This is a genomic window from Paeniglutamicibacter psychrophenolicus, from assembly GCF_030812255.1.
GTDB lineage: Bacteria > Actinomycetota > Actinomycetes > Actinomycetales > Micrococcaceae > Paeniglutamicibacter > Paeniglutamicibacter psychrophenolicus_A.
Map to the genome: position 1 here is coordinate 339,978 of NZ_JAUSSH010000001.1, position 20,562 is coordinate 360,539.

18 protein-coding genes are annotated in these 20,562 nt (G+C 67.5%); 9 read left to right on the top strand and 9 right to left on the bottom strand.

The window, feature by feature from the left end; translation table 11 throughout:
* The first annotated feature begins 26 nt into the window (after nt 1-26).
* Entirely contained in the window at nt 27-1,355 is a 1,329-nt protein-coding gene (locus tag J2T21_RS01550; RefSeq protein ID WP_307577748.1) for a cell division protein PerM, read from the top strand.
* A 9-nt stretch (nt 1,356-1,364) separates the two neighbouring features.
* On the opposite strand, the gene J2T21_RS01555 is transcribed toward J2T21_RS01550, so the two are convergent.
* Nucleotides 1,365-1,907, bottom strand: a complete 543-nt coding sequence (locus J2T21_RS01555) for a DinB family protein (protein ID WP_307577750.1) — start codon at nt 1,905-1,907, stop codon at nt 1,365-1,367.
* The gene (locus tag J2T21_RS01560; protein WP_307577752.1) at nt 1,904-2,311 is read right to left on the bottom strand and encodes a hypothetical protein; all 408 of its coding nucleotides are present in this window, start codon (nt 2,309-2,311) and stop codon (nt 1,904-1,906) included. The genes J2T21_RS01555 and J2T21_RS01560 overlap by 4 nt, the downstream gene beginning before the upstream one ends.
* Before the next feature lie 155 nt (nt 2,312-2,466).
* On the opposite strand from J2T21_RS01560, the gene J2T21_RS01565 reads away from it, so the two are divergent.
* From J2T21_RS01565 to purN, 5 genes are all read left to right on the top strand, one after another.
* Nucleotides 2,467-3,993, top strand: a complete 1,527-nt coding sequence (locus tag J2T21_RS01565; protein ID WP_307577754.1) for an ABC transporter substrate-binding protein — start codon at nt 2,467-2,469, stop codon at nt 3,991-3,993.
* Nucleotides 3,994-4,003: 10 nt separating this feature from the next.
* Nucleotides 4,004-4,963 (top strand): ABC transporter permease, encoded by a 960-nt coding sequence (locus J2T21_RS01570; protein ID WP_307577756.1) that lies wholly within the window; start codon nt 4,004-4,006, stop codon nt 4,961-4,963.
* Nucleotides 4,960-5,787: an ABC transporter permease gene (locus J2T21_RS01575; protein WP_307577758.1), complete on the top strand. Its 828-nt coding sequence runs from the start codon at nt 4,960-4,962 to the stop codon at nt 5,785-5,787. Before J2T21_RS01570 ends, J2T21_RS01575 begins: the two co-directional genes overlap by 4 nt.
* On the top strand, nt 5,784-7,523 hold the full coding sequence (locus tag J2T21_RS01580) for a dipeptide ABC transporter ATP-binding protein (RefSeq protein ID WP_307577760.1): 1,740 nt from the start codon (nt 5,784-5,786) through the stop codon (nt 7,521-7,523). Before J2T21_RS01575 ends, J2T21_RS01580 begins: the two co-directional genes overlap by 4 nt.
* Before the next feature lie 100 nt (nt 7,524-7,623).
* Nucleotides 7,624-8,190: a phosphoribosylglycinamide formyltransferase gene (purN, locus tag J2T21_RS01585; protein WP_307577762.1), complete on the top strand. Its 567-nt coding sequence runs from the start codon at nt 7,624-7,626 to the stop codon at nt 8,188-8,190.
* A gap of 90 nt (nt 8,191-8,280) precedes the next feature.
* Here purN and J2T21_RS01590 read toward each other — a convergent pair whose 3' ends face one another.
* The 3 genes from J2T21_RS01590 to J2T21_RS01600 form a co-directional block, all read right to left on the bottom strand.
* Nucleotides 8,281-9,024: a hypothetical protein gene (locus J2T21_RS01590; protein ID WP_307577764.1), complete on the bottom strand. Its 744-nt coding sequence runs from the start codon at nt 9,022-9,024 to the stop codon at nt 8,281-8,283.
* Nucleotides 9,017-9,700, bottom strand: a complete 684-nt coding sequence (locus J2T21_RS01595) for a helix-turn-helix domain-containing protein (protein WP_307577766.1) — start codon at nt 9,698-9,700, stop codon at nt 9,017-9,019. The genes J2T21_RS01590 and J2T21_RS01595 overlap by 8 nt, the downstream gene beginning before the upstream one ends.
* A 130-nt stretch (nt 9,701-9,830) precedes the next feature.
* Nucleotides 9,831-10,349, bottom strand: a complete 519-nt coding sequence (locus J2T21_RS01600; protein WP_307577768.1) for a putative immunity protein — start codon at nt 10,347-10,349, stop codon at nt 9,831-9,833.
* Between the two features lie 329 nt (nt 10,350-10,678).
* Between J2T21_RS01600 and J2T21_RS01605 the strand changes: the two genes are divergently transcribed.
* The gene (locus tag J2T21_RS01605) at nt 10,679-12,145 is read left to right on the top strand and encodes an FAD-dependent monooxygenase (RefSeq protein ID WP_307577769.1); all 1,467 of its coding nucleotides are present in this window, start codon (nt 10,679-10,681) and stop codon (nt 12,143-12,145) included.
* Nucleotides 12,146-12,455: 310 nt separating this feature from the next.
* Here J2T21_RS01605 and J2T21_RS01610 read toward each other — a convergent pair whose 3' ends face one another.
* Nucleotides 12,456-15,488, bottom strand: coding sequence for an alpha-mannosidase (locus J2T21_RS01610; RefSeq protein WP_307577771.1), 3,033 nt, complete (start codon nt 15,486-15,488; stop codon nt 12,456-12,458).
* Between the two features lie 541 nt (nt 15,489-16,029).
* Here J2T21_RS01610 and J2T21_RS01615 point away from each other — a divergent pair.
* Entirely contained in the window at nt 16,030-16,947 is a 918-nt protein-coding gene (locus J2T21_RS01615) for an N-acetylglucosamine kinase (RefSeq protein ID WP_307577773.1), read from the top strand.
* Nucleotides 16,948-16,975: 28 nt separating this feature from the next.
* On the opposite strand, the gene J2T21_RS01620 is transcribed toward J2T21_RS01615, so the two are convergent.
* On the bottom strand, nt 16,976-18,325 hold the full coding sequence (locus J2T21_RS01620; protein ID WP_307577775.1) for an MFS transporter: 1,350 nt from the start codon (nt 18,323-18,325) through the stop codon (nt 16,976-16,978).
* A 266-nt stretch (nt 18,326-18,591) separates the two neighbouring features.
* On the opposite strand from J2T21_RS01620, the gene J2T21_RS01625 reads away from it, so the two are divergent.
* Nucleotides 18,592-19,338, top strand: a complete 747-nt coding sequence (locus J2T21_RS01625) for a DUF4303 domain-containing protein (protein ID WP_307577777.1) — start codon at nt 18,592-18,594, stop codon at nt 19,336-19,338.
* Here the strand turns inward: J2T21_RS01625 and J2T21_RS01630 are convergent.
* Together J2T21_RS01630 and J2T21_RS01635 are read right to left on the bottom strand one after the other, a co-directional pair.
* The gene (locus tag J2T21_RS01630) at nt 19,335-20,003 is read right to left on the bottom strand and encodes a zf-HC2 domain-containing protein (RefSeq protein ID WP_307577779.1); all 669 of its coding nucleotides are present in this window, start codon (nt 20,001-20,003) and stop codon (nt 19,335-19,337) included. The genes J2T21_RS01625 and J2T21_RS01630 overlap by 4 nt on opposite strands.
* On the bottom strand, nt 20,000-20,503 hold the full coding sequence (locus tag J2T21_RS01635; protein WP_307577781.1) for a sigma-70 family RNA polymerase sigma factor: 504 nt from the start codon (nt 20,501-20,503) through the stop codon (nt 20,000-20,002). The genes J2T21_RS01630 and J2T21_RS01635 overlap by 4 nt, the downstream gene beginning before the upstream one ends.
* Between the last annotated feature and the right edge of the window lie 59 nt (nt 20,504-20,562).

Here is a 20,562-nt window from a genome sequence, read left to right on the forward strand (position 1 = left end):
ACGCATCGATGGCACGATTGGAAGCAATGAGTGAGAAGAAAAAGCAGCCGCCCGCCGCGGCGGCATTGAACGCGGCACGCCAACGGCTGAGCACCGGCTGGCCCATGCCGTTGTTCCTGCAGGGGGCCTTCGAGTTCCTGCAGGCCGCCCTGTTCTCGGCCTTCCTCGTGGTCATCCCGTGGTTCGCCGTGTGGTTCAGCGGAGGCTTCGCGGACCGCAGCATCGAATCGGTGTTGAAGATGGGCGGGCAGATCTGGCTGCTGATCCACGCCGTCCCGCTGCACCTGCTGCAGGTGGGCACCGGCGCCGACCCCTCCCAGGGCTCCGGGCTGCTGGATTTCACCCCGCTGGGACTTACGCTGATCCCGTTCTTCCTGTGCTGGCGCGCCGGGCGGCGCATCGCGCGGGCCTCCTACACCGACTCGTTGTGGCAGGGCATCCTCGGGGCGCTGGGCGTCTACCTGCTCTGCGGGCTGTTCACCGGGTTCCTGGTGAACAACGAGGAAGCCTCGGTTTCGCTGCTCGCCGCCACCCTCATCCCCGCCATCCCGGCCGGCGCCGGGGTGGTTATCGGAGCCCGCCGCGAGGCCGGATCCTGGGGCCGGCTGATCGGCTTCGACGCCGCGGCCTGGATCTCCAAGACCTCCCAGCACTCGCGCTGGGCCGGGTCCTACGTGTGGGCGGTGCTGTGCGGCGGCACCCTGGCCTACATGCTCACCTTTGCGCTGTCCTCGCTGCTGCTGGCCATCAACCTGGGCGTGCACTGGGTCGATGTCTCCAACGTCTACCAGCAGCTGCGCCCCGGGCCCATCGGCTCGGCCGTGCTGACCCTGGGCCAGCTGGGCATCATGCCCAACCTGGCACTGTGGACCCTGGCCTGGATCACCGGCGGCGGCTTCACCCTGGGGGTGGGCAGCACACTGTCCACGCTGGAAACCACCGTCGGGCCGCTGCCGGCGGTCCCGGTGCTCGCGGCCCTTCCCTCCGGGGACCTGGCCTACGCCTGGGCGTTCATGGGCCTGCCGGTGCTGGCCGGGATGCTGGCCGGCTGGTACTTCCTGCGGGTGGGGGAGAACCACCTGGATGACTGGGTCTCCAAGCGCATCCACTCCCGCTGGGCCTCCCTGGGCCTGTCAACCGTGGCCCTGGGCGTGTTCGTCGGAGCCTTCGCCGGGGCGCTGTCCCTGGTGGGCTCCTGGCTGGCCGGCGGCTCGCTGGGCATCGGGCGGTTCACCGAGGTGGGGCCGGATGTCCTGATGACCGCGCTGCTGCTGGCCGCCGAGGTCGCCCTGGGCACCGCCATCGGATACCTCATCTCCCCACTGCTCGAGCACGACCCGGTGCTTGACGGCTAGGGTTCGGTCCTATCCCCGGCTGCGGGCCACGCCCAGGTCGTGGTGCAGGTGGTGGGCCGCGTCGTGCCAGGCGTACTGGGCCAGCGTGGAGGTGGTGAACACCGCGCCGTTGGACCGGGTTCCCATCCGCGGCATCTGCGCATCGGTCAGCGCCTCCAGAGCCCCGGCGAAGGCCAGTGAGGCCTCCTCGAGCATCCGGGCGACCTCGAGTGCGGGGATCGAGGCGTAGTCGTTGTCGACGGCCGCCGCGTCCTGGTCCCAGTTCGCGAACGACGGGGCGTCCTTCTCGACGATCAGTGCCAGGCGCTCGGTCATCACCTGGTACATCTGGGCCACATGCGCACAGTATTCGTGCGCGCTCCACACCATCGGCGAGGGACGGGTGCCCGCGCCGGGGGAGCCCAGGACCTCGGCAAATCGTCCGGAAGCCTCGCGCACCAAGGCGGCGACCTGCGCGGTGCTCAGCGCCCGCACGTCGATCCCGCACTCGTCGCAGGTTTCGTTCAGCACCAGGGTCCAGTCCTTGGTGTCGGGCATGATGTTTTCGCTCATTTCAAGATCCTCAATCCACTGGGTTCCAGTTGTTTGACGTATTCCCGGGTGCATGCCGCCTGGGAGCGCAGCGTCAAGGCGTCGCGTTGGCATTGCTGGTATTGCAGGGACGGCCCGTAGAAGGCCAGCTGCCCGGCCAGCGGCAGGGCGAAGAGCCCGCAGGCCAGCGTGGCGACCGGGGCGGCCAACCGCAGCATGCCGGCGGCGGGGTTCCGCCACGCCAGCACGCAGGTGATGGCCCCGACGACGGTTCCGGCCACCGCGAAGGGCAGGCCGGCCAGCCGCCACGGCAGCGGCAGGTACCAGAAGCCCAGGGCACAGGCCATGGCCGCAATGGTGCCCGCGACCCAGCCCAGGAGCGGGCGTGCGGGATCGGATGCCCCGGTGGTGGTGTTGCTGCCCATATCTTCCACAGTAGACCCGGTGGCCGCGATCGTTACAGGGGCGGGTTAGCGCCGGGGCCCTGTGCGTACGATAATGGTTTGTCAGCGGTGCTTTCGCACCAGGGGCGGCGCCCGGCGCCGGCCCACCCCAGGCACTTCGAAGGAATGATGGTTCGATGCAGGCAATCTTGACGGCCCGACGCGGCAGGCGGGGCGCACGGCTCGCCGCCGTGCTTGCTGCGCTGCTGATGCTGGCGGCCTGCAGCGCAGGATCCACCGGCGGGGCACCGGCGGACAAGGACAAGCTCGTGGTCGCGCTGACCGGAGAGCCCGTGAACCTGGACTTCACCACCACGGCCGGGGCAGCGATCCCGCAGGCCATGATGGCCAACGTCTACGAGGGCCTGGTGACCCTGGACCAGACCGGCGCGATCCGCCCGCTGCTGGCCACGCAGTGGGAAACCAGCAACATGAACAAGTCCTACACCTTCACCCTGGTCGAGGGGGCCACGTTCTCCAACGGGGCCGCCTTCGACGCCGAAGACGTCAAGTTCTCCATCGAACGGGTCAAGTCCGCCGCGTGGCTCAACGGGCTCAAGTCCAAGATGGACGATGTCGAGGAGGTGGTGGTCAACTCGCCGACCTCGGTCACGGTGAACCTTGCCCGTCCCTCGCAGGCCTGGCTGTACTCGATGACCACACTGGTCGGGGCCATGTTCGACCCTTCGGGCGTGGACGACTTGGCCAACAACCCGGTGGGCACCGGGCCCTACAAGCTTGCCTCCTGGGCGCGCGGGGAATCGATCAACCTGGAGGCCCGCCCCGACTACTGGGGTGCGGCCCCGGGCATCAAGGACGTGTCCCTGCGCTACTTCGCCGACGCCATCGCGACCACCAATGCGCTGTCCTCCGGGGACGTGGATGTCATCTACAACATGCAGGCACCCGAGCTGCTTTCCTCCTTCGAGTCCAACCCCGCCTACCAGGTCATCGAGGGCACCTCCAACGGCGAGGTCATCCTCTCGATGAACAACAAGGCCAAGCCCTTCAACGACAAGCGGGTGCGCCAGGCGGTGCTCTACGCCATCGACCGCAAGACCGTGCGCGACACCGCCTGGAACGGGTTGGGCACCCTGGTCGGCGGGCCGGTGCCGCCCACCGATCCGTACTACGAGGACCTCAACGACCGCTACCCCTTCGACCCGGCCAAGGCCCGGGCCCTGCTGAAGGAAGCCGGCGCCCAGGACCTGAAGATCACCTTCACGGTGCCCACCCGCCCGTACGCCACCGCGGTCTCGGAGATCGTCCAGTCGCAGCTGCGCGACGTGGGCATCGACGCGAAGATCCAGAGTGCGGAGTTCCCGGCCGTGTGGCTGGATACGGTGTTCACGCGCCACGACTACCAGATGTCGGTGATCCTGGCCGTGGAGGCCCGCGACCTGCTGACCATGTTCAACAACCCCAACTACTACATCGGCTACGACAACTCCAAGATCAAGGACGAGGCCGCCGCCGCGGACGCGAGCGATGAGGCGACCTACGTGGAGGGCATGAAGAACGTGGTGCGAACCATCGTGGAGGACGCCCCGGTGGACACGCTGTTCATCTTCCCGAACATCTCGGTGGCCAAGGCGGGGATCAGCGGACTGGGGGCCAACTCGGTCACCGAGGCGCTGAACCTCGCGCCCATCGCCTGGTCCTAGGGCGGCGCACATGCTGGTGCGCATTGCGGGGAACCTCGCACGCTTCGTGCTGTCCCTGTTGGCGGCCACCCTGGCGGTCTTCGCGTTGATGCGCGTGCTGCCCGGGGACCCGGCGGCCATCGCCGCCGGGGAAAACGCGACCCCCGAGGTGGTTGCGGGCCTGGCCAGGCAATTCGGCACCGACCGGCCGCTTCCGGTGCAGTACTGGGACTGGTTCTCCGGGCTCTGGCGCGGGGACTTCGGGGTGTCCTACGTGACCCGGACAGACATCTCGCCGCTGGTGGCGGACAAGGTGCAGGTCTCGCTGATCCTGGTGACCCTGGCCATGGCGCTCGCGCTGGCGCTCGCGATCCCGGCCGGGACCATTGCCGCGGTGCGGCACAACAGGCCCTCCGGCGCGGTGATCTCCGCGGCCAGCCAGCTGGGCATCGCGATCCCCGGCTTCCTGCTGGGCATCGTGCTGGTTTCCTTCTTCGCGCTGCGCCTGGGCTGGCTGCCGGCCAACGGCTGGGTGGCCCCGGGGGTCGACTTCGCCGGGTTCGCCTCCCGGCTGGTGCTGCCGGTCATCGCGCTGGCCGGGGTGCAGTCCGCGATCCTGGTGCGCTACGTGCGCTCCGCGGTGCTGGAGGTCATGCACGAGGACTACCTGCGCACCGCCCGGGCCAAGGGCCTGTCCCCGCTGGGGGCGCTGGTGCGGCACGGGCTGCGCAACGCCGCGATCCCGGTGCTGACGGTGACCTCCGTGCAGTTTTCCGCCCTGATCATCGGGGCCGTGGTCATCGAGCGGGTCTTCGTGATCCCGGGCCTGGGCTCGATGCTGCTTTCCGCTGTGGCAAACCGGGACCTGCTCACCGTCCAGTCGGTGGTGATGGTGCTGGTGGCCCTCACCCTCGTGGTGAATCTGCTGGTTGACGTGCTGTACACCATCGTCGACCCGCGCATCCGCGCCGCCGCCCAGGGAGAACGATGAGAAACGCCCGCCGCACCCCCGCCCTGCTCGCCGGGGCCGCGATCGTGGCCCTGATCGCGGCCGCGGCCCTGCTCTCCTTCGTCTTTACGCCCTTTGACCCGTTGCAGGTCAATGCGCCGGCGCGGCTGCAGGGCCCGAGCCTGCAGCACTGGCTGGGCACCGACAACCTGGGCCGCGACCTGCTCTCCCGCATCCTGGTCGGGGCGCGGATCACGCTGCTGGTCGGGGTGGTCTCGGTGGGCATCGCGGTGCTCATCGGCACCCCGGTCGGCATCTGGGCCGGGATGAAACGCGGAGCGGTGGAGGAGCTCACCATGCGCGGCGCCGACATCCTGCTGGCCTTCCCCGCGCTGCTGCTGGCCATCATGTTCGCCGCGATCTACGGCGCCTCCACGGTCTCGGCGATGGCGGCGATCGGGCTGGCCTCGGTGCCGGGCTTCGCCCGGGTGGCCCGCGCCGGGACGCTGCAGGTCATGAACGCCGAATACGTGCTCGCCGCCCGGGCCGCGGCCCAGCGCCCGGTGCGCATCGCCGCCCGCCACGTGCTTCCCAACATCACCGGGATGCTGCTGATCCAGTGCTCGGTGACCTTCGCGCTGGCCGTGCTGGCCGAGGCCGCGCTGTCCTTCCTTGGACTGGGCACGCCCCCGCCGGTGCCCTCCTGGGGGCGGATGCTGCAGGAATCCCAGCAATACTGGGGCACCTTCCCGGCCATGGCGATCTGGCCCGGGCTGGCAATCGCGCTGGCCGTGATGGGCTTCAACCTGCTCGGGGACGGGCTGCGCGACTGGCTGGACCCCAAGCTGGGCAGGGGCAAGGCATGAGCGAGGGCCATGAATTCCACGGCGAGCCGCTGCTGCGCGTCGAAAACCTGGGCATCGCCGCCGGGTCCACGCCGCTGGTCTCCGAGCTGTCCTTCTCCATGGCCGCCGGCGAGCGCATCGGGCTGATCGGCGAATCCGGGTCCGGCAAGTCCCTGACCGCCACGGCCCTGCTGGGCCTGCTCCCCGAGGAGCTGGCGCTGACCGGCAGCGCGCACCTGCGCGGCTTCGCACCGGAGTTGTTCACCGCCGGGGACAAGGCCATGCGGGGGCTGCGCGGGGACGAGATCTCGATGGTCTTCCAGGAGCCGCTCTCGGCTCTGAACCCGCTGATGAAGGTCGGTGCGCAGGTCGCCGAGGTGATGCTGGTGCACCGCACCGTGCCCACCCGGGCCGCGGCCCAACGGCGTGCGGTCGAGCTGCTGGCCTCGGTGAAGATCCCCGATCCGGCCCAGGCTGCCGGGGCCTACCCGCACCAGCTCTCGGGCGGGCAGCGCCAGCGCGTGATGATCGCGATGGCCCTGGCCAACGACCCGCAGCTGCTGCTGGCCGACGAGCCGACCACGGCCCTGGACGTCACGGTGCAGTCCCAGGTCCTGGAGCTGATTTCCGCCCAGGTGCGTGAGCGCGGCACCGGGCTGCTGTTCATCACCCACGACCTGGCCGTGGTCGCCAACATGTGCACCCGGGTGCTGGTGCTGAACAAGGGCAGGCTGGTGGAGTCCGGGGACATCGACACGATCTTCACGGCACCGGCCCACCCGTACACCCGGGCGTTGCTGGCCGCCAGCGACATCTCGGCCACCGATGCGCGCGGCCGGCTGTTCACGGTGGACACCGCCGCCGGCTACGTGCCCCCGGCGCTGCGCACCGAGGTTGCCAAGGAGCCCGCCGCCGGTGCGCCGGAGCGTTCCGTGCGGCCGGCCGGGGACGGGCTGATCACCGCCACGAACCTGGGCCGGACCTACCACCGCGCCCGCATCAGGGCCTTTGGCCCGCGGCCCGTGGTCAAGGCCCTGGACGGGGTCGGCTTCAGCATTGCCGCCGGGGAACGGGTGGGCATCGTGGGGGAGTCCGGCTCGGGCAAGACCACGCTGCTGCGGATCCTGGCCGGGCTGGATGCCCCGAGCACCGGCAGCGCCGTGGTGGCCGGGACCGAGGTCGCCGGGGCCAGCGAGGCGGACCTGGCGCCGCTGCGCCGCCAGCTGCAGATCGTCTTCCAGGACCCGATGGGTTCGCTGGACCCGCGGATGAAGGTCGCCGACATCATTGCCGAGCCGCTGCTGGTGCCCGGCCACAAGCTGGATGCCCGCGGGCGCGAGGCCGCGGTGCACAGGATGCTGGGGCTCGTGGGCCTGGAGCCGGAGTCCGCGTCCCGCTACCCGCACCAGTTCTCCGGCGGGCAGCGCCAGCGCATCTCCATCGCCCGGGCCCTGGTGAACCGCCCCAGCATCCTGGTGGCCGACGAGCCGGTCTCCGCGCTGGATGTCTCGGTGCGCGCCCAGGTGCTGAACCTGATCGCGGATTTGGTGGACGAGTACGCGCTGACGCTGCTGATGGTCTCCCACGACCTGTCGGTGGTGCGCCACCTGTGCGACCGGGTCATCGTGATGAAGGACGGGCGGATCGTGGAAACCGGGGACACCGAGCAGATCTACAACAACCCCGCCCACCCCTACACCGCGCAGCTGGTGGCCAGCTCGTTGGAGCTGGCCGAGGAACTGGCGCCGAACCCGTAGGGTGCAGGGCCTGGAAGTTGGAGCCCCGGAATTCGCCACCCGTGGCCGGCGGGAAGCGCCGTGTGCAGCTACCCCCATGCAGCCCACTAAACTTGAGCCCATGCGCATCGTAGTTCTTGTCTCCGGCACCGGGTCCAACCTCCAGTCCGTCATCGACGCCGTCGCCGACGGGTCGCTGAAAAACGTGGAGCTCGCAGCCGTGGGCGCCGACAAGCACGGCACCTACGGGGTGGAACGCTCCGCGGCCGCAGGCATCGAGACCTTCGTGGTGAACTTCAAGGACTATGCCGAGCGCGCGGACTGGAACCACGCGCTGACCGAAAAATGCCTGTCCTACGAGCCGGACTACGTGGTCTCATCCGGCTTCATGCGCATCGTCGGGGAGGAATTCATCAACGCCTTCGACGGCACCTACATCAACACGCACCCGGCCCTGCTGCCGTCCTTCCCCGGCGCCCACGGCGTCCGCGACGCGATGGCCTATGGGGTCAAGGTCACCGGCTGCACCGTGCACATCGCCGACGCCGGCGTGGACACCGGCCCGATCCTGCGCCAGGAAGCGGTGGTGATCGAGGACGACGACACCGAGGAAACCCTGCACGAGCGAATCAAGGTCGTCGAGCGCCGCCTGCTCATCGCCACGCTGGCCGATTTGGCCGGGAAATAACACCCGCCTTTTCGAAGCAGGAGGCCTGCCCGGAGTGGTTCCGGGCGGGCCTCCTGCTTTTGTGTGGGTCAGCCTGCAGGTCTAGCGGCCTCATTCGTGTTTGAGCAGCTCGCGCAGGGCATGCACGGCATCGGCAAGTTCATCTTGGCCTACGCCGAGGCGGTGGGGATGCTGCGAGCCGAGGTCCTTGATGAGGCGCCTAATGCGCCAGGGCCCCCTGCCAAAGAGCGCTTGTCCACGGTTCGTGTCGGAGAGCAGCACCGCCAGGGAAATGGCATCCTGTAGGTGTCTTTGTGAATCCCTGGAGTCTGCTCGGTAGGCATCGGATTTGAGCATCAGCGCACCAACGATATCCGGGGCCGAGACGATGGACGATCCTTGCTCATGAATTAGTTCGAATTCAATGGTTCTGCGCAGGGCATTGGTGCCGCCAGGAGCTTGAATGACGCCCGGAGCCTTGAATCGTTGGAGGATTGAAGGAGCCAAATGGTCCGCCACCAAGAAATCGACTTGGTCGTTGCCTCGCCTGTAGCGATGTGCAGCCTGCCTGTGGTCGATGGGCATCTCCAGTCGATAGCCGAGGCGCTTCAATCCATCGGCAAACACGGACATGCTGTCGCCCGGGAGCTCAACGTGAACCATGGCATCAACGTCACTTGTTGACCTGGTTGGCAACTTGCCAGCGGCAATCACGTGCAACTGGACCATCAAGCCGCCGACCAACGACCAATGCCGGCTTGGGACGGCATCAGCCAGTTCGAAAACATTTGGCCAGGGCGAAGGCCAGATGTCCCCAGGCACATGGACACTTTGGCGAGGTCGTTGCTCAGGCATTGGCGATCATCCGCTGCAATGCATCCCGCCCTGCCCCGCGTTCGCGGATGTCGTCGGAGTCCATCAAATCCAGTGCAATGACAGCATCGGAACCCACTGCACCCGAAATCAGTTCGTGGTCGTCTACAAACCTGACGAGCACTCCGCCAACTTCGTCGAGCGCCATCGGAATTCGATCAAGCAGTGACTCGATGGAACCGACCCAATACCCTTCCAAGCGGTCCTCTTCGAATGCTCCGGCCAAGCCGAACCTGTCAGCAATGGTGTCCTGGGCGATCGAGCTTACGCCGGTTGGCAGCAGCTTCCCGGCAAGACTGGACCGAACTCGCGAGCCCCCGCGGAACCGCCTCAGCTGGCTGTGGTTTCGTGCCAAACGGTGCAACTCGGCAGCTTCCAGCGAGCGCAACTGCCTGGTGAGCCTGGACCGACGGGGCTGGTCGATGAGTTCCGTCTGCTGGTTGTGCAGTATTTCCAACGCTGCCCATGCGGTTCTCGGAGACCAAATACGTCCCGGTGACCGTGAACAGCGTTGGAGCCTGTGGATGGATGCCGGCTCGAAAAGTAGCGCCCCAGCCAATTTTGTCGCCTGGAGCCGACCGCTATCCACCAGGCGTCGCACGGCGGCCGGGGTGACGCCAAGCTCCTCGGATGCCATGACGGTCGTGTAGAGATCCATGATTCAATCATATCTGAAACGACACTATTGATACATAGCTGGTGAGTCCGCCTGTCTGGGGAAATTGATGAAGGTACTGCAAAACGGCTCCAGAGGCGCCCAGTCTCGACTCTGAGGTCCACCCGCCGGGTCAATCGGTGAAGGCGTTCCAGCAAATGGCATTGCGGTGCTTCTGGTCCTCGAGAACCAGTTCACGGACCGCTGTAGGCAGTTGGGAGCGCTGCCACTCGCGTTCCGCAGCACGGGCCGCAGCGGCGTCCCGGGATTCCGCAGCGGCACCGGCCGCCCGAATGGCGTAGGCGGCGGCTCCCAGGTCGTGGGCTGCCACGTGGGCGACGGCGACGGCCTGCCCGGCCGCCAGGGCAGCGAATTTCACCGGGTCGGGCCTTGAGCGTCCGGCGGAATTGGCCACGAAAGCCTCTCGGTGCGCCTCGCGCATCGGCACCTCGCCACGGATCCAGGCCCGGCCGACCTCGATGGCGTGCCGGGGTCGGGTGTCGCCAGGTTGCCTGTCTTCGAAGAGCGGCAGCACGTGCTCGGCGCAGTCCAGCGCCCAGGCGGCAAGCAGCCGGTGGTTTTCATCGCTCAGTGTGCCCCCGCGACGGATGGTGACCAGCCGGGGATCGCGCTCCTTGGGAAGGATCGGCATGCTGCCAATATACGCTTCACGAAGTTCCAGGGCACGGGGTCCGGGGCGAAGCTTGCAGTTTTTCCGGGAGGTGGCACGGCGAGGGGAAGCAGCCCGTCTTTGTTCAACGCAAGCGAGGGAGCCGCTGCGGAGTGGGGGTACGGACTGCCAATGGGAGGGCCAGCCGCGCGGCCTGGCGGATCGCCCTGGGATCACCGAGGAAGCCGCCGTGGGCGACGTCGTGCATTTTCAGGATATCGCCTTCCATGGGGCTTGCCGCAAGCCCCGCGGCGTGCCATACACTGCTCGAAAGTGCCCTCTTTGGCGGGGCACCATCGGGAGGGAATAACATGGCGGATGTCCTCATCGTGGGCAGCGGTCCGGCCGGAATGATGCTGGCCGGGGAATTGGCCTTGGCGGGCATCGACGTGGAGATCATGGAGCGGCGGCAGACGGGGGCATTGGCCGAATCCCGTGCCGGAGGATTCCACTGCCGCACCATTGAGATCCTCGACCAGCGCGGGATCGCCGATCGCTTCCTGGCGGCGGGAACAACGGTGCAGACCGCCCGCTTCGGCAGCACTGTGCTGGACATCAGCGACTTTCCCACGCGGCACCCCTATGGGCTTGGACTGTGGCAGAGCCAGATACAGCCAATCCTCGAAGACTGGGTCAACCAGCTCGGCGTGCCCGTGCACCATGGGCGGGAGGTCATCGGCTTCGACCAGGACGACACCGGGGTGAGTGTCCGGACCTCCGGGGGTGCCACAGCCCGAACGACATATCTGGTGGGGGCCGACGGCGGACGCAGCCTGGTCCGCAAGGCGGCCGGCATCGAATTCCCCGGATGGGAGGCGACCCGCAGCAACCTGATCGCCGAAGTGGAGGTGTCCGGGAAACCACCCTCTGGCATGCACCAGGATGAGTCGGGCGTCCACGGCTTCAGCCTGCTCGAGGACGGGCGCACCTATCGGGTCATCACCACGGAACCGCAACTCGGTTCACGCAACGATCCAACGTTGGATGATCTGGTCGATTCCCTGGTCGCGGCATACGGGACGGACTTCGGGGTGCACAGCCCAACCTCGATCTCCAGGTTCACCGACGCCACCAGGCAGGCGGCAACATACCGCAAGGAACGGGTGCTGCTCGTCGGGGACGCCGCGCACGTGCACTATCCCGCCGGCGGCCAGGGGATCGGCCTGGGCATGCAGGACGCCGTCAACCTCGGCTGGAAGCTCGCGATGGTCCTCAAGGGCTTTTCGCCCGAGTCCCTGCTGGACAGCTACCACGCGGAGCGCCATCCCGTGGGGCTCCGCGCTCTCAAGCACTCCATGGCGCAAACGGCCCTGCAGTGCATTGACGCACGTACCGCGGCGCTCGCCGAGACCGTCAGCGAGCTGATGCACATGGACCAACCACGCCAGCACCTCGCCGCGCTGATCCACGGCCTGGACATCGCCTACGACCTCGGCCAAGGGCACCCGTTGCTCGGACGCCGCATGCCCGATCTTGACCTTGACACGGCCACCGGACCGCTAAGGGTCTACGACCTGCTTCATGATGCCAAGCCGGTGCTGCTCAAACTGGCCGGGTCCCATCGCCTCGAGACCGCGCCGCGGGCAGACCGGGTGCAGCATGTCGAAGCCCGGCTCAACGGTCCTTTGAAGCTTCCGCTCCTGGGTGAGGTGGCGGCCCCCACAGCGGTGTTGGTCCGCCCGGACGGCTACGTCGCCTGGGTGGGTGAAGGCTCCGACCAAGGGCTTGCTGACGCGCTCACGCTCTGGTTTGGACCGGGGACGCCCGCCGGAACGTGATCGTTCCCGGGGTATGCACCGTTACTCCTGCGATGTCCGAACGCGTGGTGACGACGATCCCGGGCCCGGCGGCGGAAGCCTGGCGGGGACGGCCTCCGCCGGTGCGGAAAGAGGGCGTTTTTTGTTGCCGTGACCGTGGATCATCGTCGGTTCCGGGCGCGTTCCTTGTGCATGACCATTTCCGTTTCAGCGGGGAGGAAGCCGAGCTTCGCGTTGATGGAACGCATCCACTTGTTCACGTAGTCACTGCTGGTCCTGACCCCACCGGCCATCGCCCTTCGGGACCTGAGCCAAAACGATGAATCCAATGCTAGCGACTGAGGCTGAAGCGCAAGGTTCGCACCTCGAAGGCCGTCAAGGAAATTTTTACCGTCCCGTTGGTGTGTTCGGCAATACCGCCGTCACCTTCGATGTCATCCTCCAACAGCGTGATGGCCGAGGCGCTTGCCACCGGGTGGTGGATGTTCACGGTGCCCGTGGCACGGCGGCCCAGCGACTCGTAGACGCGCACGACCAGGTCGCCGGACTTGTCGCCGGCCAGCTTTACGCTCGAGAGCACGATGCCCGCACCCTCGACGGTGACCAGCGGGTCGAACCCGTGGGCGCCGGTGAGGGTGCGCTCCGCGGAGTTCAGCAGGGCGCCGGCCTCGGTGGCCGAGGCGATGTCGGCGCCGATGACCAGGCCGTAGCGGTGCGTCTGGAGGCCCTGGTCGGTCTCCGGATCCGGGAAACGCGGGGCACGCAGCAGCGACAGGCGCACGTTGGTCATCACGCCGCTGTCGGTCGAATCGCGGGTGACATCGAAACCGTAGATGGAATCGTTGACCAACGCGGCGCCGAAGCCCGGCTCCTCGGCCAGCACGAAGCGGTGCATCGAGGTTTCGAACTTCGCCGCCTCCCAGCTGGTGTTCACGTGGGTGACCCGCTTGTGGTGGCCGAACTGGGTCTCGGCTATCACGTGCTCGGCACGGATATCCAGCGGGAAGGAGACCTTCAGGAATTTCTCGGTCTCGTGCCAGTCGGTGACCTGCTCGATCTGCAGCACCCGTGAGCCAGGGGAAAGCGTCAGTTCCTGGCGCACGGTGGAGGCGGAGAAACTGCGTTCGAGGACCACCCGGGCGGTGCCATCCGCATCGGTGGACAGGGTGATCGAATCGAGTTCGCGCAGGTCGGTGACCTGGTTGCGGTAGTACCTGTCAACGTCCCAGGCATCCCACTTGTTCGGGAAGTCCTGGTGCAGTTGCAGCAGGTTGGCCTCGGTGCCCACAGCGATGGTTTCGCGGCCCGTGGCGTTCTCGATCGCCGAGGTGACCAAGCCCCTGCGGGAAATCACGATGGTGACCAAGCCATTGGAGAGCACGAAGCCCTCCTCCGACTCGGTGGCGCTCACGGTGTCGCCGGCCGGGGCCAGCTCGGCCGCCGGCACGCCGGCGCCGGTGCGGATTCCCGAGCGGGGGAACGGGGCCGCATTCAGCGCGATCGGGGTCTCGCCCGCGCCGACCAGTGCGCCCTGCGCGGCGGCGATGATGGCCTCGGCAGCCCGGGAGATGCGGGCGTATTCGACAACGACCTCGCGGTGCACCCAGGCGATCGAGGTGCCCGGCAGGATGTCGTGGAACTGGTGCAGCAGCACCTGCTTCCACAGCGCGTCGATTTCCTCGTGCGGGTACTCGAAGCCGGAGTACACGGCGGCGGTTGCGGCCCAGAGTTCGGCCTCCACCAGCAGTTGCTCGGTGCGGCGGTTGCCCTGCTTGGTCCGGTGCTGGGAAGTCAACGTGGCGCGGTGCAGCTCCAGGTAGAGCTCGCCCACCCACACCGGCGGGTTTGCCAGCTCGGTCTTGGCGCGCCTGAAGAACTCGTCGGGGTGTTCCCACTTCACCTTGGCGCTGCCCTCGAGGTCGGCCAGGCGGCGTGCCTTGCCGGTCATCTCGCGGGTGGTGCCGCCGCCCCCGTCTCCCCAGCCCACCGGGGCAATGGAGCCGGTGGCGTGGCGGGATTCGCGGAACTGGCGCGAGGCGCGGGCCACCTCTTCGCCGGAGAGCTGCGAGTTGTAGGTGTCCATGGACGGGAAGTGGCTGAACACCCGCGAGCCGTCGATGCCCTCCCAGTTGAAGGTGTGGTGCGGGAAGGTGTTCTGCTGGTTCCAGGAGATCTTCTGGGTGAAGAACCATTCGAAGCCGGCCCGTTTCATCAGCTGCGGCAGCGCGGGGGAGTACCCGAAGGAGTCCGGCAGCCAGACCCCGGCGCAGGTGATCCCGAATTCCTCGCGGAAGAAGCGCTGGCCGTAGTAAAACTGGCGGACCATGGATTCGCCCGAGGGCATCACGGTGTCGGACTCGACCCACATGCCGCCCAGCGGCAGGAAGCGTCCGGAGGCCACGGCCTTCTTGACCCGGACGTAGACCTCGGGGCGGTGCTCCTTGAGCCAGGCGTATTGCTGGGCGCTGGACATGCCGTAGAGGAAGTCCTCGTCGTCATCGAGCATTTCCACCATGGAGGCGGAGGTCCGGGCGACCTTTCGGATGGTCTCGCGCACCGGCCACAGCCAGGCCGAGTCGATGTGGGAATGGCCCACGGCGGAGATTCGGTGCGCGGATTCGTCGGCGCGCGTGGCCAGCACCCCGGCCAGTTCGGCGCGGGCCGCGGGCGCGGTTTCGGTGATCCGCTGCAGGTCCAGCACGTCAAGGGCGTTGTCCATGGCCTGCAGGATGCGCATGCGGCGCGGGCCCGCGGGCAGCTCGGCCTGCAGCTCGAGCAGCACCTCCAGGTCCAGGGAGAGCTCGTGGACCTCGGGTTCGAAGATCGCCAGGTCCATGCGTGCGGTGGTGTAAAGCCTGCGCGAGGACGAGGTCTGGATATCGCCTTCCCGGGTCGGGAGGAACGGGTGGTAATCCAGCAGCACCGGGTTGGCGGCGGCCTCGATGAAGTAGTCCACCTTCTCGTCGCCCGCGGCGGTGTCGGCAACGGGGATCCACTGGTTGCGCGGGTTGATGGCCTTTACGGTGCTGCCGTCGGCCCGGTGGACCAGGCCTTCGCATTGGAAGCCGGTCATGTTCTTGTCAAAGCCCAAATCAACCAGGGCCTCGACGCGCTTGCCGGCCCATGCGGCCGGGACGGTGCCGCGCAGGTGGAACCAGGTCGTTCCCCACGCCGCGCCCCAGGCGGTGCCGACCGAATAATCGGTGTAGTCCAGGCCCATGGCTTCGGCCGGCGCGATGGGCTCGCCGGGAAGTTCGTGCCATTGAACCTCCAGCGGGAGGGCAACGGGGTGGATGGCAGGGCGGATGCGTTCCCCAAGGACCCGGGCAACACGTCCGAGGGTCAGGGGGATGTCGTCATGCATGAAGAATGCCTTTCGCGGGGCCGCGGCCCGAAGGATGGTGTCCAAGGGGCCGGGCGGGGGTGCTCTGCAAGGATTTCGTCGTTGACCTGTCTTGTCAGCGTATCCGAGAAGACCTCCACCGTCCCGGAAGGTCCGGTCCAGGCCAACGGGAGGCCGTGCCGAACCTGCCTCCGTCCGGGGCGAGAACCCGGGAGACGACTCCGCGGGGGTTCGGGTGCCGGACCGCCACGTGGGCGTGTCCCGGAGGGATACACCGGTTCCCGGGCAGTGATGTCCAGCAATGGGACGGCAGCCGCCCACCGTGGCGGACGGGCAAGAACAGGCAATGGCGGATACGATGCCATCATGATTCAGGGCTTGCACCCGCACGCGACGCTCATTGCCGCAAGGCCCGCCGAACCGACCGTGGCTGGCGGGGAGCCGCGGACATGCCGCCGTTCAGCCTCTCCGTGAACGGCCGGGGCACCAGGCAGCCGGGGGAAAATGGGCAGAAATCATCACCAAGGCGAGGCATTGGCATCGCCCACGAGAAGGAACATTCATGAGTAGCACCCGGCAGAAACCACTGGCCCTGGTGGGCCTGGACATCGGCGGCACCAAGACGCACGCCATGGCCTGGAACGGTGGAACCCGGCTCGCCGAGGCCAAGAGCGGAAGCGCCAACGTGCAGAACGTCAGCGTGGAGACCGCCAGGGCCAACATCGCCGAAGTGTTCGCCGCGCTCGGGGCCGGGCATATCGACCGGGTCGTTGCAGGAGCCGGCGGCATCGACACCGAGGCGGACGCCGGGTTCCTGCGTTCCATGATCGCCGTCCACGCCCCGGATGCCGAGATCCTCGTGGTCCACGACACCCGGCTGGTCCTGGCCGCGGGCCACGCCTCCACCGGCATGGCTGTCATCCTGGGCACCGGTTCGGCGGCCTGGGGAGTCAACGCCGAAGGCAAGGAAGGCAGGGCCGGTGGCTGGGGCTACCTGCTGGGGGACGAGGCCAGCGGTTACTGGATGGGCCGCGAGGCGGTGCGCCACACGCTGCGCGAGTTCAACCGTGGACTGGCCCCGGGCGAGCTGGGCCGGCGCGTGCTCGCGGCCAACAAGGTTTCCTCCCCGGACGAGCTGATTGCGCTCTTCCACGGCGACACCGACCGCCGCTACTGGGCCCAGCAGTCCCCGCTGGTCTTCGAGGCCCTCGCGGCCGGGGACCCGGATAGTGCGGTGATAGTTGAGGATGCGGTCAAGCACGTTTGCCGGATGCTCGGGGATCTCTCGGACCTGCTGGATACCCGCGGACCCGTCATCATCGGCGGCGGCCTGGGCACGCACCAGCCCGTCTACCAGGAGATGCTGCGCCAGGCCCTGGGAGACTTGGGACTTGTCGGGATCCGCTTCCTGGATCTTGACCCGGTGGAAGGGACCAAGTTCATTTCCGACCACACTCCCTTGCCCGCAAAAACCGTCTAGGCTCCGCCGATCCGGACCTTGGCAAGACCTATTGCAGGGCGCGGCCCTTGGTCTCGGGAGCGAAGAACGCCATCAGGATGACGGCGCCCAGCACCAGGGCCCCGGCCACCAGGAACAGGTTGCCCAGGCCCACCACGGGCCACAACGCGGCAAAGGCCAACGGCCCGAACCCGGCACCCAGCCGGCTGAACGAGGACGCCCAGCCAAAGCCGGATCCGCGCAGCTCGGTCGGGTACAGCTCGGAGACGTAGGTGTAGAGCACCGGCACGGCGATCTGCACGACCACGCCGAAGACCAGCAGCCAGACCAACGCGAGGGTGGGCGCGTTGATGGTCACCGCGACCATCACCAAGATGATCGCGGACAGCGGGCCGGTGATGCCCAGCAGCCACTTGCGCCCGACCCGCTCGACCAGCAGCGCCGCGATGCCCACGCCGATCAACCCCATCAGCGCCATCACCGAGGTCATGAAGAACGCCGTGGACTGGACCATGCCGGTGTCGGCCAGGATGGACGGCATCCACGTCAAGGCCAGGTAGTAGACCAGCAGGATGGTCAGGAACAGCGACCAGGAGACCATGGTGATCTGCGGGCTGAAGCGCCAGATCTTCACCAGCTGCTCCAGCCAGGACCCCGCGGACAGGCGCGGGACGGACTGGGGCTCGGGCAGCGTGTAGGGCGCCGCGGTGGCTCCGGTGCGCGCCACCAGGTCGTCGATGACCTTGGCCGCGGCATCGCGCTGGCCCTTGCGGACCAGGTAGAGCGGGGACTCCGGGACGCTGCGCCGCACCCAGAACACCAGCAGCGCCGGCAGCACCATGACCACCAGGATCAGCCGCCAGTTTCCCGTGGTCGCCTGGACCCAGCCGGAAACGAAGAATGACAGCGCGGCACCGATGGGCCACCAGCCATCCATCGCGGTGAGCACCCGGCCGCGTTGCCTGGCCGGGGTGAACTCGCCGACCAGTGCGTAGTCCACCGGGATGCACCCGCCCAGGCCCACCCCGGCGATGAAGCGGCAGGCCACAAACCAGCCGAAGCCCGGGGCCAGGGCCCCGGCGACGGTGAAGATGGAGAAGATCAGCAGTGTCCAGGTGAAGGCCTTCTTGCGCCCGATCTTGTCGGCAATGGTTCCCCAGAGGAACGCGCCGAGGGCCATGCCCACCAGGTTGCCGGTGCCCAGCAGGGCGGCGGTGGTCCGGTCCAGGCCCCACTCGGCGGCGACCAGCGGGATCAGGGCGCCATTGAGCGTGACATCCCAGGCGTCGAACATGAAACCCAGCCCGCCAATGATGAAGATCCTTCCCTGCACACCCCACTTCCACGGAAGGTTCTGGACGACCGATTCGCCGGTGGGGAGCTTCAGGAAATTGTTCATCAGGAATTGGCCTTCGGAAAGGTGCGGACCGACGCAGGACGGGGTACAGCCAGGACAACATGGAGGCAAAGCGGCAGGGCGGAGGAAGTCCTTCGGCGCCTGCCGGGAACAACGCTACGCGGTGGAATGGAAAACCACAGAATAGGCCTTGACTTTTTGTGGCTTTGTGTTGCGCCGATCGGCATCATTCCGGCCCCGGCGCATCCGCCGAAGCCCCGGGTGCCGGGGCTGTTCCGGTGCGGGGCAACCCGGGGTAGGCTCTGGTTATGGGAGTAGATTGGACCGCTCTCGAAGAGGCGATACGGGTGTCGGCTCTTCGCCAGGCGGAAGAAATAATTGACCGTCACCCGGACGAAGTGTTCTATGCCGTTGCCCTTGACGGGGTAAGCGCGGACGAAACCGACCACATCGATTTGCCCGTGCTGGCCCTGAACTCCGAACAAGCCCTGACCCGTTCCCTCGCCGGCGACGACGAGGAAAACGACGAAGAGGACTTCGACGACGAGGACGGGGAAGAAGACTTCGAGGAACGCGCCGACGCCGACGACGACGGGTCCGACAGGGACCTGCATCGCGACGACAACAACAGCAACTCGGACGATGACGACGAAGACGAGGGCGAAGCCACCGACGAGGACGATGATGAAGACATCGACGCGGTCCTGAAGGCATTCGATGAGCTGGCCTCCGGCGCCGAGCAGGGCTACTACTCATCCAAGTGGAACCCCGCCGATTGGCAGTGGAGCCCCATTGAGCTCTTCGACGAGTCGGCCACCGAGCTGTGGAGCCAGGCGCTGACCAACGTCGCCAAGGACCACGGGTGGGAAAAGACCAACCGCCTGTACTACGAGATGCTCATCCGTGTCACCGAGTCGGTGCGCAACTCCCTGGCCAAGGGCCGCAACAAGGACATGGTCGTCTACCTCTCGGATGACGACCACGGCGATGCCCTGCTGCGCAGGTGCCTCACCGAGGCACAGCTGGCCAAGCATTTCCCGGAACTGGCGCTTTAGCCCGGCAGCTGCGCAGGCCCGTCGGGAACATTGAGCTGCGCGAGGATCCTTGAATCCACGTCGCGCAGCTGGATCACCGAGATGTGCCCCAGCTGCGTGGGTACGGCCCCGCTCAGGCGGGCCGTACCTGTCTTGGTCGCGTTCCAGGATCCTGCCCGGTCGACCTGGCCCGAACCATCGATGACCCACAGCGACAGGGTCCCGTCGGTGGGCAGATCGGTGCCGCTGAACTGCACCTCGGTGCCCCACGCCTTGGCATTCAATCCCACGTCCACGCGCGGCCCGGCGGCCGAAACGACCTGGTAGCTGGCATCGGGTGCCGGGGCAGGGTTCAACACCGGTGCCAGGAATACTCCGCCGGCCACGGACGCGGCAACCGCGAGGACCGCCGCGGACCCCCATGCGGCCCGGCGCGTCCGGCGCCTGGCCCGCAGCCGGTCCAGCAGCTGAATCCCGGGCTCGGCCGCCGGCGCCGCCGGCTCGGCCTCAAGCATTGCCCGGGCGGCCTGTGGGTCCAAGGCACCCAGGCGCGTCGTCACCGGGGCATAGGAGGCAAGCTCCCAGCGGCACTGGGCGCACGATTCGAGGTGTGCCTCGAAGTTCCGGGCCGCCTCGGGGTCCAGCCCGCCCAGCACATAGGCACCCAGATCCAGGTGATCGTTCACTGTTCCACCCCCATCTCCGCCAGGATCCCGCGCAGGGACCGCATCGCATAGTACGCCCGTGATTTCACCGTTCCCTGGGGGATCCCCAGGCTGGTGGCCGTTTGCGCCACCGTGGAACCCAGGTAGTGCAGGTGGACCACCACCTGCCGGTGCTCAAGGGTCAAACGCATCAGGGCCTCTTCCATGAGGATCTTGTCCAGCACCGCTTCCATGCCCGCGAAAGCCCCGGCGGCCTCCGGGTCCTGCTCGCCGAGTCCGGTGGCCGAAATCCGTGCCGCGGCGCGGCGGTGCCGGTCGATGATCACGTTGCGGGCCGTGGCAAACAGGTAACTGCGCAGCGAACCGGTCAACTCCGGCGCCGCCTTCCACACCTTGAGCACGGTTTCCTGCACCACGTCGTCGGCCTCGTCGCGGTCGGAGGCCACGCGCAGCACGAAGCGGCGCAGGGCATCTCCGTGGTCGCGGTAGATATCCGACACCACTTGCGCATCTAGCGGCACATGGGCTCCATTGGGTCTTCTCGGGAACATGGGTTCACCCATTCAGACGCATCGGGACG

Coding starts and splice junctions, on each gene's coding strand:
- J2T21_RS01625 (WP_307577777.1), top strand. CDS start 18,592: ATGGGAGTAGATTGGACCGCTCTCGAAGAGGCGATACGGGTGTCGGCT.
- J2T21_RS01590 (WP_307577764.1), bottom strand. CDS start 9,024: ATGCCTGAGCAACGACCTCGCCAAAGTGTCCATGTGCCTGGGGACATC.
- J2T21_RS01575 (WP_307577758.1), top strand. CDS start 4,960: ATGAGAAACGCCCGCCGCACCCCCGCCCTGCTCGCCGGGGCCGCGATC.
- purN (WP_307577762.1), top strand. CDS start 7,624: ATGCGCATCGTAGTTCTTGTCTCCGGCACCGGGTCCAACCTCCAGTCC.
- J2T21_RS01595 (WP_307577766.1), bottom strand. CDS start 9,700: ATGGATCTCTACACGACCGTCATGGCATCCGAGGAGCTTGGCGTCACC.
- J2T21_RS01615 (WP_307577773.1), top strand. CDS start 16,030: ATGAGTAGCACCCGGCAGAAACCACTGGCCCTGGTGGGCCTGGACATC.
- J2T21_RS01560 (WP_307577752.1), bottom strand. CDS start 2,311: ATGGGCAGCAACACCACCACCGGGGCATCCGATCCCGCACGCCCGCTC.
- J2T21_RS01565 (WP_307577754.1), top strand. CDS start 2,467: ATGCAGGCAATCTTGACGGCCCGACGCGGCAGGCGGGGCGCACGGCTC.
- J2T21_RS01610 (WP_307577771.1), bottom strand. CDS start 15,488: ATGCATGACGACATCCCCCTGACCCTCGGACGTGTTGCCCGGGTCCTT.
- J2T21_RS01570 (WP_307577756.1), top strand. CDS start 4,004: ATGCTGGTGCGCATTGCGGGGAACCTCGCACGCTTCGTGCTGTCCCTG.
- J2T21_RS01620 (WP_307577775.1), bottom strand. CDS start 18,325: ATGAACAATTTCCTGAAGCTCCCCACCGGCGAATCGGTCGTCCAGAAC.
- J2T21_RS01605 (WP_307577769.1), top strand. CDS start 10,679: ATGGCGGATGTCCTCATCGTGGGCAGCGGTCCGGCCGGAATGATGCTG.
- J2T21_RS01555 (WP_307577750.1), bottom strand. CDS start 1,907: ATGAGCGAAAACATCATGCCCGACACCAAGGACTGGACCCTGGTGCTG.
- J2T21_RS01550 (WP_307577748.1), top strand. CDS start 27: ATGAGTGAGAAGAAAAAGCAGCCGCCCGCCGCGGCGGCATTGAACGCG.
- J2T21_RS01580 (WP_307577760.1), top strand. CDS start 5,784: ATGAGCGAGGGCCATGAATTCCACGGCGAGCCGCTGCTGCGCGTCGAA.
- J2T21_RS01600 (WP_307577768.1), bottom strand. CDS start 10,349: ATGCCGATCCTTCCCAAGGAGCGCGATCCCCGGCTGGTCACCATCCGT.